Origin of the sequence: Microbispora sp. H10885, from assembly GCF_014161415.1 — a bacterium.
GTDB classification, from domain to species: Bacteria; Actinomycetota; Actinomycetes; order Streptosporangiales; family Streptosporangiaceae; genus Microbispora; species Microbispora triticiradicis.
This window is the reverse complement of the sequence record NZ_JABBWY010000003.1, coordinates 217227-229409: the sequence shown is the minus strand read 5'-3', so window position 1 is coordinate 229409 and position 12183 is coordinate 217227. Positions and strand designations below refer to the sequence as shown.

General features: G+C 73.0%; 9 protein-coding genes. 3 read left to right on the top strand and 6 right to left on the bottom strand.

Going from position 1 to position 12183, the window contains the following annotated elements; all coding sequences use genetic code 11:
- Positions 1-2 precede the first annotated feature (2 nt).
- From HHX37_RS09655 to HHX37_RS09645, 3 genes are all read left to right on the top strand, one after another.
- Complete coding sequence (locus tag HHX37_RS09655) at positions 3-197, top strand: hypothetical protein (protein WP_111700666.1); 195 nt, start codon at positions 3-5, stop codon at positions 195-197.
- Between the two features lie 284 nt (positions 198-481).
- Positions 482-2215 (top strand): ABC transporter ATP-binding protein, encoded by a 1734-nt coding sequence (locus HHX37_RS09650; RefSeq protein ID WP_182885177.1) that lies wholly within the window; start codon positions 482-484, stop codon positions 2213-2215.
- The gene (locus HHX37_RS09645; RefSeq protein WP_182885176.1) at positions 2212-4200 is read left to right on the top strand and encodes an ABC transporter ATP-binding protein; all 1989 of its coding nucleotides are present in this window, start codon (positions 2212-2214) and stop codon (positions 4198-4200) included. The genes HHX37_RS09650 and HHX37_RS09645 overlap by 4 nt, the downstream gene beginning before the upstream one ends.
- Before the next feature lie 28 nt (positions 4201-4228).
- Here the strand turns inward: HHX37_RS09645 and HHX37_RS09640 are convergent, their stop codons facing one another.
- The 6 genes from HHX37_RS09640 to HHX37_RS09620 all read right to left on the bottom strand — a co-directional run bounded on the left by HHX37_RS09640 (position 4229) and on the right by HHX37_RS09620 (position 12178).
- A complete protein-coding gene (locus tag HHX37_RS09640) occupies positions 4229-5521 on the bottom strand; it encodes an MFS transporter (RefSeq protein WP_182885175.1) in 1293 nt (430 codons plus the stop codon).
- The gene (locus tag HHX37_RS09635) at positions 5518-6849 is read right to left on the bottom strand and encodes a glycosyltransferase (RefSeq protein ID WP_182885174.1); all 1332 of its coding nucleotides are present in this window, start codon (positions 6847-6849) and stop codon (positions 5518-5520) included. The genes HHX37_RS09640 and HHX37_RS09635 overlap by 4 nt, the downstream gene beginning before the upstream one ends.
- Complete coding sequence (locus HHX37_RS09630) at positions 6846-9116, bottom strand: prolyl oligopeptidase family serine peptidase (protein WP_182885173.1); 2271 nt, start codon at positions 9114-9116, stop codon at positions 6846-6848. Before HHX37_RS09630 ends, HHX37_RS09635 begins: the two co-directional genes overlap by 4 nt.
- Complete coding sequence (locus HHX37_RS09625) at positions 9113-10306, bottom strand: radical SAM protein (RefSeq protein WP_220498513.1); 1194 nt, start codon at positions 10304-10306, stop codon at positions 9113-9115. Before HHX37_RS09625 ends, HHX37_RS09630 begins: the two co-directional genes overlap by 4 nt.
- A gap of 298 nt (positions 10307-10604) precedes the next feature.
- The gene (locus HHX37_RS36440; RefSeq protein WP_259403188.1) at positions 10605-10739 is read right to left on the bottom strand and encodes a hypothetical protein; all 135 of its coding nucleotides are present in this window, start codon (positions 10737-10739) and stop codon (positions 10605-10607) included.
- 140 nt (positions 10740-10879) lie between these two features.
- A complete protein-coding gene (locus tag HHX37_RS09620) occupies positions 10880-12178 on the bottom strand; it encodes an NAD(P)/FAD-dependent oxidoreductase (RefSeq protein WP_182877386.1) in 1299 nt (432 codons plus the stop codon).
- Positions 12179-12183 lie beyond the last annotated feature (5 nt).

Sequence of the window (12183 nt, the reverse complement as noted above, 5' to 3'; positions counted from 1 at the left end):
CTATGCTCGCCATCGCCGCGGCGGTCGTCTTCGGGATCGCCTTCCTCCTCGACCTCCTCAACGCGAGTATCGGCATCGGCATGACCGCGCTGATCGCCCTCGGCCTGTGCCTGCTCGCCCTGCACCAGGCCGGCGTCGGCACCGCGGGCGTCAACTCCTGGCGCGGCGGCTGGCGCGGCGGGCGCGTCCGCCGCTGACCCGGGCGCCCGCCCCTGGCCATTCCTCTGTGAAGGACTCGGCGGGTCTCGCGGGAGACACTCCCGCGAGACCCGCCGGAGACCCGGTCGGTGACGGCCGGCCTGGACCTCGACAGCGCCCCGTCCGAGAGCGCCCGGACGGCCCCGCCTTCTTCGCGGCAGACGAGCGATGGCCCTGTCCGCCCCTGCCGGAAAACCAGGCGTGAGCGAACCAGCTGCTCATATACCGTGTTGCGGGTGATCTCGCCCATCCTGCGCCGCGCCCTCCCGCCTGGACCACAGCCGTGCTGAACCGGCTGCTCCGCGCATACCTGCGGCCCTACTCGCCCGCACTCACCGCGGTCGTGCTGTTCCAGCTCGTCGGCACCATCGCCTCCCTCTACCTGCCGAGCCTGAACGCCGACATCATCGACCACGGGGTGGCCACCGGCGACACCGGTTACATCCTGGCCACCGGCGGCTGGATGCTGACCGTGTCCCTCGTGCAGATCGCCTGCTCGATCGCGGCGGTCTACTACGGCGCCCGGGTGGCGGCCCGGTTCGGCCGGGACGTCCGATCGGCGGTCTTCCACCGCGTGAGCGGCTTCTCCGCCCGGGAGGTCTCCCAGTTCGGCGCCCCCTCGCTGATCACCCGTAACACCAACGACGTGCAGCAGATCCAGATGCTCGTGGTGATGACCTGCACGATGCTGGTCGCCGCGCCCATCATGGGGGTCGGCGGCATCATCATGGCCCTGCGTCAGGACGTCGGGCTGTCGTGGCTCATGCTGATCTGCGTCCCGGTGCTGCTGGTCTCGATCGGTTCCATCGTCTTCCGCATGGTCCCGCAGTTCCGCGCCATGCAGACCCGGATCGACACGGTCAACCAGGTGCTCCGTGAGCAGCTTTCCGGCATCCGCGTGGTGCGCGCCTTCGTCCGGGAGCGTGAGGAGACCCGCCGCTTCGCCGAGGCGAACGACGCGTTGACGGGGACGGCGCTGCGTGTCGGGCGGCTGACCGCGCTCATCTTCCCCACCGTGATGCTGATACTCAACGCCTCCAGCGTCGCGGTGCTGTGGTTCGGCGCCGCCCGGGTGGACAGCGGCGAGATGCAGGTGGGCGCCCTCACCGCGTTCCTCATGTACCTGATGCAGATCCTCATGTCGATGATGATGGCCACCTTCATCTCGATCATGATCCCGCGGGCCGCGGTCTGCGCGGAGCGCGTCACCGAGGTGCTGGACACCGAGTCGTCGGTGCGCCCGCCCGAGCGGCCCGTACGGCACGTGGACCGCCGGGCCGAGCTGGAGTTGCGTGATGTGGAGTTCCGTTATCCGGGCGCGGCGGCATCGGTGTTGTCCGGTGTCTCCTTCCGGGTGACGGCGGGACGGACCACCGCCGTCGTCGGCAGCACCGGATCGGGGAAGACGACCCTGGTCTCCCTGGTGCCCCGGCTGTTCGACGTGACCTCCGGCGCCGTGCTGATCGACGGCGCCGACGTGCGCGACCTCGACCCGCGGATGCTCTGGACGCGCATCGGCCTGGTGCCGCAGAAGCCGTACCTGTTCACCGGCACGGTCGCGAGCAACCTGCGCTACGGCAAGCCGGACGCCACCGACGAGGAGCTGTGGGAGGCTCTGGAGGTCGCCCAGGCACGCGACTTCGTCGAGGCGATGCCCGAGGGCCTGCAGGCGCCGATCTCCCAGGGTGGCACGAACGTGTCCGGCGGGCAGCGGCAGCGCCTGTCCATCGCCCGCGCGCTGGTCGCCAAACCGGAGATCTACCTGTTCGACGACTCGTTCTCGGCTCTCGACCTCACCACCGACGCCCGGCTGCGCGCCGCGCTCCGCCCGTACACGGCCGGCGCGGCGGTGGTGATCGTCGCCCAGCGGGTCTCCACCATCGCCGACGCCGACGAGATCGTCGTCCTGGACGACGGTGTCGTCGCCGGTGTCGGCACCCATGACGAGCTGCTCGGCTCCTGCCCGACGTACCTCGAGATCGTCGAGTCCCAACTCACCGCGGGGAGTGCGGCATGAGCGACCGGCCCACGGCACCCGTACGACCGCGACCGATGGGAGGCGGCGGTTTCGGGCCCTTCGGCGGCGGTCAGATGCCGGCGGAGAAGTCGCTCGACTTCGGCCCTTCCGCCCGGCGGCTGCTGCGGCGGCTGAACCCGGAACGGCCGAGGATCCTGGCCGTCGTCGGCCTCGCGGTGGTCAGCGTGGCGTTCTCCGTCATCGGCCCGAAGCTGCTCGGCCGCGCGACGGATGTGATCTTCAGCGGGGTGATCGGCGCCCGGCTGCCCGCGGGGGCGACCAAGGAGCAGACCGTGCGGGCGCTGCGCGCCTCGGGCCACGGCGACTTCGCCGACATGCTCGCGGGGATGGACGTGGTGCCCGGTCACGGCATCGACTTCGGCGCGCTCGCCACGGTCCTCACGTGGGTCCTGGCGCTCTACGTGGCGGCGTCGCTGTTCATGTGGCTGCAGGGCCGGCTGCTGAACGATGTGACGCAGCGCACGGTGTTCCGCCTCCGGGCCGACGTCGAGGACAAACTGCACCGGCTTCCGCTGAGGTTCTTCGACGGTCAGCCGCGCGGCGAGCTGCTCAGCCGGGTCACCAACGACATCGACAACGTGTCCCAGACCCTGCAGCAGACGCTGAGCCAGTTGCTGACCTCGCTGCTCACCGTGGTCGGCGTGGTGGTCATGATGTTCCTCATCTCACCGCTGCTCGCGGTGATCGCCCTCGTGACGATCCCGGTCACGATGATCGTCACTGCGCAGATCGCCAAGCGCTCGCAGAAGCAGTTCGTCGCCCAGTGGGCGCACACCGGCACGATGAACGCCCACATCGAGGAGGCGTTCACCGGTCACGAGCTGGTGCGGGTCTTCGGGCGGGGCCCGGAGGTCGAGGAGGTGTTCCGGGAGCGGAACGAGGCCCTGTACAAGGCGAGCTTCGGCGCCCAGTTCATCTCCGGGATCATCATGCCGACGATGATGTTCATCGGGAACCTGAACTACGTCGCCATCGCGGTCGTCGGCGCCGTGCGGGTCGCCGGCGGGTCCATGAGCCTCGGCGACGTCCAGGCCTTCATCCAGTACTCCCGGCAGTTCACCCAGCCGCTGACCCAGGTCGCCTCGATGGCCAACCTGCTGCAGTCGGGGGTGGCCTCCGCCGAGCGGGTCTTCGAGCTGCTGGACGCCGAGGAGCAGGAGCCCGACCCCGCCGCCCCGGTGCTGCCCGGCACCCGGCGGGGACGCGTCGAGTTCGAGCACGTGTCCTTCAGGTACGACCCCGAGCAGCCCCTCATCGAGGATCTCTCGCTGGTGGCCGAACCCGGGCACACGATCGCGATCGTCGGCCCGACCGGCGCGGGGAAGACCACGCTGGTCAACCTGATCATGCGCTTCTACGAGCTGGACGCGGGCCGCATCACCCTCGACGGCGCCGACATCACCGCGATGCGCCGCCACGACCTGCGCGCCCAGATCGGCATGGTGCTTCAGGACACCTGGCTGTTCGGCGGGACGATCCGCGACAACATCGCCTACGGCGACCCCCGGGCCACCGACGAGGAGATCCAGGCGGCCGCGCGGGCGACGTACGTCGACCGGTTCGTCCGCACCCTGCCCGACGGGTACGACACCGTGATCGACGAGGAGGGCGGCAACGTCAGCGCCGGCGAGAAGCAGCTGATCACCATCGCCCGCGCCTTCCTCGCCAACCCGTCCCTGCTCATCCTGGACGAGGCCACCAGCTCGGTCGACACCCGCACCGAGGTCCTGGTGCAGCACGCGATGGCCGCGCTGCGCAGCGACAGGACGAGTTTCGTCATCGCCCATCGGCTGTCCACCATCCGCGACGCCGACCTCATCCTGGTGATGGAGGCGGGGAGCATCGTCGAGCACGGCACCCACGACGAGCTGCTCGCCGCCCGGGGCGCCTACCACCGGCTGTACGCCGCGCAGTTCGCCGGCGCCCTGGCCGGTGACGACGCCACCGCCGCCGAAGTGGGGTGACCGGTCCCGGCGCGCTCCGCGCCTCACATCACCGCTCGGCCACCGGTTCGCGGTCAGGCACGGCGGGCTCGGCGGGCACGGGCGCCTCGACCGGCACGGCCGCCTCCGGGGCGCCTTCGAGCCCGCGCAGCGTGGCACTCGTCGCGGCCAGGGCGCAGCACACGACGAGCGCGCCGCCGATGGCGAGCAGCGCGCCGACGCCGCCGGCCCGGTCCGCCAGGACACCGCCCAGCAACGGCCCGAGCGGGGCGAGGCCCATGGTCGCCACCCGGAGGAGCGAGGTCAGCCGGCCCATCATCGCGTCCGGGACGAGCGTCGCCACGAGTACGCGCAGAACCACGTTGAGCGCCGGAGCCGCGATCATCGCCAGGATGAGCGGGACCGCCGGCCAGTAGGCGCCGAACGGGAGGGTGGTCGCGCAGACGGCGAGCGCGAACACGCCGACCACCACCAGCATCAGCTTGCCGGGCGGCAGCAGGGCGCCGATCTTCGCCGACAGGGCGGCGCCGAGCAGACCGCCCAGCCCCAGGCCCGCGAGAACCATCCCGGTCACCGCGGGGTCGCCGCCGCGGGAGCCGACCAGCACGACCACCGGTAGCAGCAGCGCGTTGGCGGCGAGGTTGGAGACCAGGGAGAAGATCAGCCCCGCCCGCAGCGCGGGACGACTCCACAGCCAGCGGCCCGCCTCCGCGATGTCCGCCCGCATCCGGGTCCTGCCGGAGCTCTCGACGTTCCCGGGCCGTCGCGGGACCCCGGCCAGCAGCACGCACACCATGGAGACCACGTAGGTGACCGCGTCCACGGCGAAGGGGACGACCCGGCCCAGGCCGAACAGGAGCCCGCCGAGCGGCGGCCCCGCGAGGACCGTCGCGTGGCCGCGCGCCTCGTCCTGCGCGTACGCCGACATGAGCCGGCTCGCGGGGACGACCGCGCGGATCGCCGCGTCGCGGGCGGGCCGGAAGAACGCGTCCGCGGCCCCGTTGGTCATGGCCACGGCGATCAGGTGCCCCATCGTCACCCGGTCGGCGAGGACCGCCGCCGCGAGGGTGGCCAGAGCCACCGCCCGCACCCCCTCGCTGCAGAGCAGGATCCGGCGCCTGTCCCACCGGTCCACCCACACCCCCGCGGGGAGCGAGACGAGGATCCCGGTGGCGATGCGGCAGGCGGCGGTGAGCCCGGCCAGCGCGGCGGAGCCGGTGACGGCCAGGATCAGCAGCGGCAGGGCGAGCCCGGTCAGCGAGGAGCCCAGCTCCGACGTCACCGAGCCCAGCCACAGGAACTGGAACCGCAGGTTGCGCCGCAGGGGCGGGGGTTCGCTCATGGGCCACCTCTGCCGGTGCCGACATCGACGGGAGAATCGAGGGCGGGAGTCCACGCGCCGCCCCGGACAGGTACCGGCATGGTGGACGCGACGCCGGTTGGGACCGCGCCGGAATACGCGGCACCGGTATGCGCGGCACCGGTATGCGCGGCATTGGGCGCGACCGCCCGCTCCGACGAGGCGGCGGCGACCACCGCGTCGGCGGCGGCCGCGGCGCCTCCTGATGCGTTCAGGCGCGCGCCGAGCGCCCGCACGCGCTCGCCCAGGCCGCCCGCGTACGCGGTGCCGAGCGCCGCGACTCCGTCGCCCGCCGGTCCCGGGCCCGGGGGAAACCCGACCGCCACCCCGGCCCGTACGCACGCCTCGGACAGCAGCGGCTGCTCCGAGCCGATCGGCGCGACCGCCAGGGGCTTTTCCCGCATGAGCGCGGCGAGGACCGGAGACGAGGTGCCGTTCGTCAGCACCAGGTCCGACAGCTCGATCAGGGGGCCCATCCAGGGTTCGCGCACCACGACGACGTCCGCTACCGGGGCGGGCCGCGGCTCGCCGGAACGGCCCCGCTCGACCACCGCCTGGAACGGGCCGCCGGTGAACGTCGTGTTCAGCCGGGGCCACATGCTCTCCCCGCCGAACACCCGGCCCAGATGCACGTACACGACGGGTTTGCCGATCCGGCGCACCCGCGCGGTGAGCCAGTGCAGTGCGGCCGGGTCGGCGGCGGGCTCCCACGGGCACGGCCCCACGTGGCGCACGCCCTCGGGCAGCTCCGCCCCCGGATGCTCCAGCGCCGGGTCGCCGCGGAGCAGCAGGCCCGAACCGATCAGCGGGAGGTCCCGCCGCCGGTCCCGGCGGGGCGGCAGCCCGGCCCGCTCCCGCGCGAGCTCGTATCGGCGCAGCAGCTCCAGCAGCCGCTGCTCCCGCATGGCGGCGCGCCCGTGCCGCTCCCCCTCGCCACCCCGGCCGTACGTCCACAGGTGGGCCGCGAAGCCCAGCACCACCACCGGCAGGTCGAGCGCCTCGGCGGCGAGGAGCGCGCCGTGGCACAGGATCGAGGTGACCAGCGCGTCGGCCCGGACCTCGCGGGCCGCGCGGACCACGGCCCGATACTGGGCGGCGCCGGTCTCGCCCCACCAGGCGACCGAGAAGGCGCGGGCTCCGCCGTACTCGTGCGCGTCCAGCGCGGCGAAGCCCGCCTCGCCCACGACGCCGGCCGCACCGGGCCGGACGAGGGGGAAGACGGCGTGCCCGCGCCGGCGGAGCCGCCGGCCGACCGCGAGGGCGGGGTAGAGGTAGCCGGCGTCGCTGAACGGGCAGAGGAGGACGTTCATGGCAGGCCCACCGGGTCGAGGCCGCAGTGCCGCGCGAGGAAGGCGACGACGTCGGCGAGCAGCCCGAGCTTCGCCGACACCGACCTGGCGCCGTGACCGACGCCCCGGTCCAGCCGGTGCAGTACGGGGCCCGGACCGGCCGACGCGTGCTGCAGCAGCGCGCACATCTTGCGCGAGTGGCCCGGGTCCACCCGGGTGTCGCCGTCGGCGACGGCGAACAGCACCGGCGGGTACGGCAGGCCCTCCCGCACCCGGTGGTAGGGCGAGTAGGCCAGCAGCGCGCGGAACTCCGCGGGGTCGCGCACGGTGCCGTACTCCGCCCGCCAGCTCGGGCCCATGCCCAGCCGCTCGTTGGCGAGCATGTCCAGCAGCGGCGCGACGCAGACGACCGCAGCGTACTTGTCCGGATGCTGGGTGAGCGCCGCGGCGGCCAGCAGGCCCCCGTTGGACTCCCCCAGGACGCCGAGGCGGTCGGGGGCGGTCCAGCCCTGCCCGATCAGCAGGTCGGTGGCGGCGTCGAAGTCGTCGAAGACGTTCTGCTTGCGTACGCCCGTCCCGGCGCGGTGCCACTCCTCGCCCTCCTCTCCCCCGCCGCGCAGGCACGCGATCGCGTAGACCCCGCCGGCCCGGACCCAGGCCAGCGCCTGCGGCGTGTAGGCGGGGGTCATGGAGGTGCCGAAACCGCCGTACCCGGTGAGGATCGCCGGGCGCCTGCGGTCCGGCACGCCGTGCGGCGAGAGGACGAACATCCGCACCATGACGCCGTCCCGGGACGGGAACGCGACCTGCGTGGTCGTCACCGAACCCGGCTCCGGCGACGGGAGAGGGGCCACGCGACAAGCCGCGGGAGAACCCGGGACGGACGCCGGGGAGACACCCGGCGCACCAGACAGGACGGGTGCCCGCGACGGAGAGGCCATGGTGGGCGCCGCCAGGCACGGCCAGACCTCCAGCGTCCCCGTCCGGGCGTCGTAGCGCAGCACCGTCGGCGGCGTGACGTGGTCGTGGTAGCCGAACCACACCTCGTGCCCGCCCTCGGGCCGCGTGCCGAACCGGCCGAGGGTGCCCCTGCCCGGCAACGGCACCTCGGCCAGTTCCCGGCCGTCGGCGAGGTCGTGCAGGGTGATCTCGGACACGGCGTGACGGGTCCAGGAGACCAGCGCGAGCGGACGCGGCAGCGCCGGGCCGCGCAGCGGCGCGAAGTCCTCCAGCACCGCGTCCGGCCGCTCCGGGATGAGCGTGCGCCACCGTTCCGCGCCGGTCTCGGCGCCGGCGGTGTCTCCGACGGTGCCGGTTACGGTGCCGGCGGGGGTGGTCACCACGATCCGTCCCCGGGGAGCGTCCAGATCGGTACGCAGCCAGATCGGGTCGCCGGGCGCCGTGCCCGGGGCGATGCGAAGCCTGCTGCGGGCCGGGCTCCCTACCCGCACGACGCGCAGCCGGGGCCGGTCGAGTGCGCCGTCCAAGCCGTCCACGTCTGTCAGGTCGGCCAGCCACAGATCGGTCGCGGGACGGGTGCCGACGGTCGACGAGACGCTCAGCCAGCGGCCGTCCGAGGTGAGGGCGACGGTGTGGAAGCTCGTCTTCTCCCGGCCCTCGCCGAAGACGAGCACGTCGTCGTCCGGGTCGGCGCCCACCCGGTGCAGAAAGACGCGCCGGTGGTAGCGCTCCTCCCCCGGATTCAGGCGGGGATGCAGCCGGCGCACGTAGTAGTAGGCCCGGCCGCCCGGCAGCCACGCGACCGGGGTCCGCCGCACCCGGTCGACGGGGCCGTCGACCACGGCGCCGGTGGCGACGTCGATCACCCGGAGCACGCAGTCCTCCATGCCGGCGGCGGACACCTGGAAGGCGAGCAGGTCGCCCTCGACGGAGGGATGCCACGCCTCCAGCACCGTGCGCCCGCCGGGGTCCAGGGCGAGCGGGTCCACCAGGGGCCGTACGGCGCCGTGTTCGGCGACCAGCAGCACCGGGTGTTCCGCGCCGGGCTCCCGGTGGGTGAAGAAGACGCGGTCACCGCGGGGGCGGGGCACCGAGAACAACGGGAACGCGTGCAGGCGGGCCAGCGCCACCTGCCACTTCTCCAGGTGCGGCCACGCGGCCCGCTCGGCGTCGAACAGCGCGTCCTGGGCCGCGACCCACGCGCGGGTCCGCTCGTCGCCCGAGTCCTCCAGCCAGCGGTACGGGTCCACCACCACGTGACCGTGGAACACCTCGGTCCGGTCCTCCCGGGGAGCCGTGGGGTACTCCCCCGTACGGCCCTCGGTCATGCCCGCAGCCGGCCGGTCGCGCTGAGGTGGTCGAGGTGCGCCGCGTCCACCCGGTCGCGGAACCCCGCCGCCGCCCGCGTGTCGTCGGCCCGCCCGTACGTGTCCTCGCAGGTGAACCAGCGGTCGTCGGTCCGCTCGCGGGGCAGGTAGCCGTCGCGGGCCGTGCCCACCCGCCACTCGGGCCTGCCCGCGGTGGTCCAGGAGCTGTACAGCGCGCCGTCGGGGTTGACGACCGCGCCGTACTTGCCGTCGCGGTAGGAGCACGCTTTGCAGGGCCGCCGGACGCGGGGACGGGGTACGGCGAAGCCGAGGTCGATCGCGCGGCGCTGCCAGCGGATGAACCGGTCCGCCAGATCGTCGGAGTACGCCAGCGTGTCCTCGTAACCGACGCCGGCGTCGCCGACGCGGGCGAAGTGGATGGAACACCGGGACGGGTCCAGCGCGGCGGCCAGCCGCTCGACCAGCGTGTCGATTCCCGCCACGTTCCGGGCGGAGACGTTGACCCGCAGGTCGCATCTGAGCGAGGTGGTCTCCGTCATCGCGGCCATGGCGTCCACGATGGCGTCGAACGTGCCGCCGCCCGTCCTGCGCACCCGGATCCGGTCGTGGTCGGGCCGGTCGCCGTCGAAGGTCACCTGTACGTACCGCAGCCCCAGGTCGGCGAGCTGCCGGGCCAGCCGCGGGGTCAGCAGCGTTCCGTTGGAGATCATGCCCGCGCGGCGCAGCCCGTAGCGGGCGGCGCGTTCGAGCAGCTCACGGCAGCCTCGCGGGTTCATCAGCGGCTCTCCCCCGAAGATGGTGAGGACGAGGCCGTCCAGCCCCGACTCCGCCTGCCGCCGCCCCACGAACGTGAGGATCTCGGCGATGACGCCGGGGGTCAGCCTGACCGAGGCGATGCGCGGCGGCTTGGTGCCGCCGCCGTCCTGGTCCAGGTTCTGGAAGCAGTAGGCACAGCCCAGGTTGCACGCGGTGGCCGTCAGCACGGTCAGGGAGTAGCTGCGGCTGGGCCGTACGGTGAACAGCCCCTGCTCGCGGAGCCCGCGCTCGACGTCCGGGCGCAGCGTGCGCGCCGGGGTCAGATGCCCGTCCCCGAGCCGGGCGATGCCGCCCGGGCCCAGGAGCCACCAGCCGCGCTCGCCCCGGATCAGCCGCGGGGGCGCCTCGCCCTCGCGGTTGCTCCCTTCGATCACCGGATCCTCCAAGCGGGGACGACGAGGATGCCCGGCCCTCACGGAGGACCGGGCCGAGACGTGCCCGGGCGGCGTGACGGGCGCCGGGGCGTCCGGAGGATGTCCGGCCGCGCCGGTCGGCCCGGCCGCCGGCTCACCTAAGTCGTGTCTGACAAATCAAGCCCTGCTGCGCGTGGCCCAGGCGGCGCCTCGCTGCGTTGTCGTCGTCGCCGATAACGCTGTTATCGGCTCCTCCTCCGCCTTGCGATGCATCCACCTGGATCCCCGCTCGCGACGGGCAGCATTTGTCAGACACTCCCTAGCCCTGCTCGATGTGGATCCCGTAGCAGTCGGGACCGTCTTCGGACTCCTCGTCGGAGTGCGCGACGACCTCGGGGGCCTCCTCGTCGGTGATCTCCGGCTCGACGCTCGGATTGTCGCTCGCCTCGGGCATGGCTACTCCTCGCCTTCCAGGGGGCCGAAGCCGCTCACCAGGGACGACCCCTAAAGTAGGGAAGGCCAGTTCGGCGCTGGTATGGCGACGGCATGGAGCCGCCATGGCACCGCTCGTGAGCGGCTCGGAGGCGGCGACGCTCAGGAGCGGGCCGACAGGGTGAACTCCTTGCGCGGTTCCTCGATGGCCCCCAGCGACACGATCTCCCTGGGGAAGAACATCCCGAGCGTCCAGTCCATGAGGATCCGGGTCTTCTTGTTGAAGGTCGGCATCCGCGTCAGGTGGTACGTGCGGTGCATGAACCACGCGGGGAACCCCCGGAGCTCCCGCCCGTAGATCTGCGCGACGCCCTTGTAGAGCCCCAAGCTCGCCACCGACCCCGCGTACTTGTGCCGGTACGGCCGCCGGGGCTGCCCGCGCAGCGTCGCCAGCACGTTGTCGGCGAGCGTCCTGGCCTGCCGTACGGCGTGCTGGGCGTTGGGCGGGCAGAACTCCCCCGGCCGGGTGAGGTCGGGGACGGCGGCGCAGTCTCCGGCGGCGAAGGCGAAGTCGGTCCCGTGCATGCGCATCGCGGCGTCGACCCTGACCCGGCCCTTCTCGTCGACCGGCAGGTCTCCGGCGCGCACCAGCGGGTGCGGCTTGACGCCGGCGGTCCAGACGAGGGTGTCGGTGTCGAACTCCTCGCCGTCGCTGAGCACGATGTGGCAGCCCTCGGCCGACTTGAGCATCGTCTTCATGCGGACCTCGATGCCCCGCTCACGCAACTGCTGGGCCGTCCACCTGCCCATGTCCGGCCCCACCTCGGGCAGGATCCGGTCGGTCGCCTCCACGAGCACCCAGCGCATGTCCGCGCGGCTGATCCCCTCGAAGTACTTGCAGGCGTCGGCGGCCATGTCCTCCAGCTCCGCCAGGGCCTCCACCCCGGCGTATCCCCCGCCGACGAAGACGAAGGTCAGCGCCCGGCGCCGGACCTCGGGGTCGGGTGTGGAGGCGGCCACGTCGAGCCTGCCGAGCACGTGGTTGCGCAGCGCGATGGCCTCTTCGATGGTCTTGAACCCGATGCCGTTGTCGGCCAGGCCGGGCACCGGCAGGAGCCGTGAGATCGACCCGGGGGCCATGACCAGGTAGTCGTACGCGATGGTGAGAGCGGGTCCCTCGTGCGGCTCGAACTCCGCCTTGCGGTCGGCCAGCCGCACCTGGGTGATCCGTCCGCTGAGGATCTGGCACCGGTTCAGCACCCGCCGGAGCGGGACGACGACGTGCCGGGCCTCGATGTTGCCGGCCGCGGCCTCCGGCAGGAAGGGCTGGTAGGTCATGTAGGAGTCGAGGTCCGCGACGGTGACGAGCGCCTCGCCGCGGCGGAGTCTGCGCTGCAGGCGCAGTGCGGTGTACATGCCGACGTATCCGCCGCCGACGATCAGAATCCGTGGGACAGCCATGGCCG

Bases quoted from the DNA above. Each gene is read 5' to 3' on its own strand.
- HHX37_RS09635 (WP_182885174.1), bottom strand. From the start codon at position 6,849: ATGAACGTCCTCCTCTGCCCGTTCAGCGACGCCGGCTACCTCTACCCC.
- HHX37_RS09655 (WP_111700666.1), top strand. From the start codon at position 3: ATGCTCGCCATCGCCGCGGCGGTCGTCTTCGGGATCGCCTTCCTCCTC.
- HHX37_RS09620 (WP_182877386.1), bottom strand. From the start codon at position 12,178: ATGGCTGTCCCACGGATTCTGATCGTCGGCGGCGGATACGTCGGCATG.
- HHX37_RS09630 (WP_182885173.1), bottom strand. From the start codon at position 9,116: ATGACCGAGGGCCGTACGGGGGAGTACCCCACGGCTCCCCGGGAGGAC.
- HHX37_RS36440 (WP_259403188.1), bottom strand. From the start codon at position 10,739: ATGCCCGAGGCGAGCGACAATCCGAGCGTCGAGCCGGAGATCACCGAC.
- HHX37_RS09645 (WP_182885176.1), top strand. From the start codon at position 2,212: ATGAGCGACCGGCCCACGGCACCCGTACGACCGCGACCGATGGGAGGC.
- HHX37_RS09640 (WP_182885175.1), bottom strand. From the start codon at position 5,521: ATGAGCGAACCCCCGCCCCTGCGGCGCAACCTGCGGTTCCAGTTCCTG.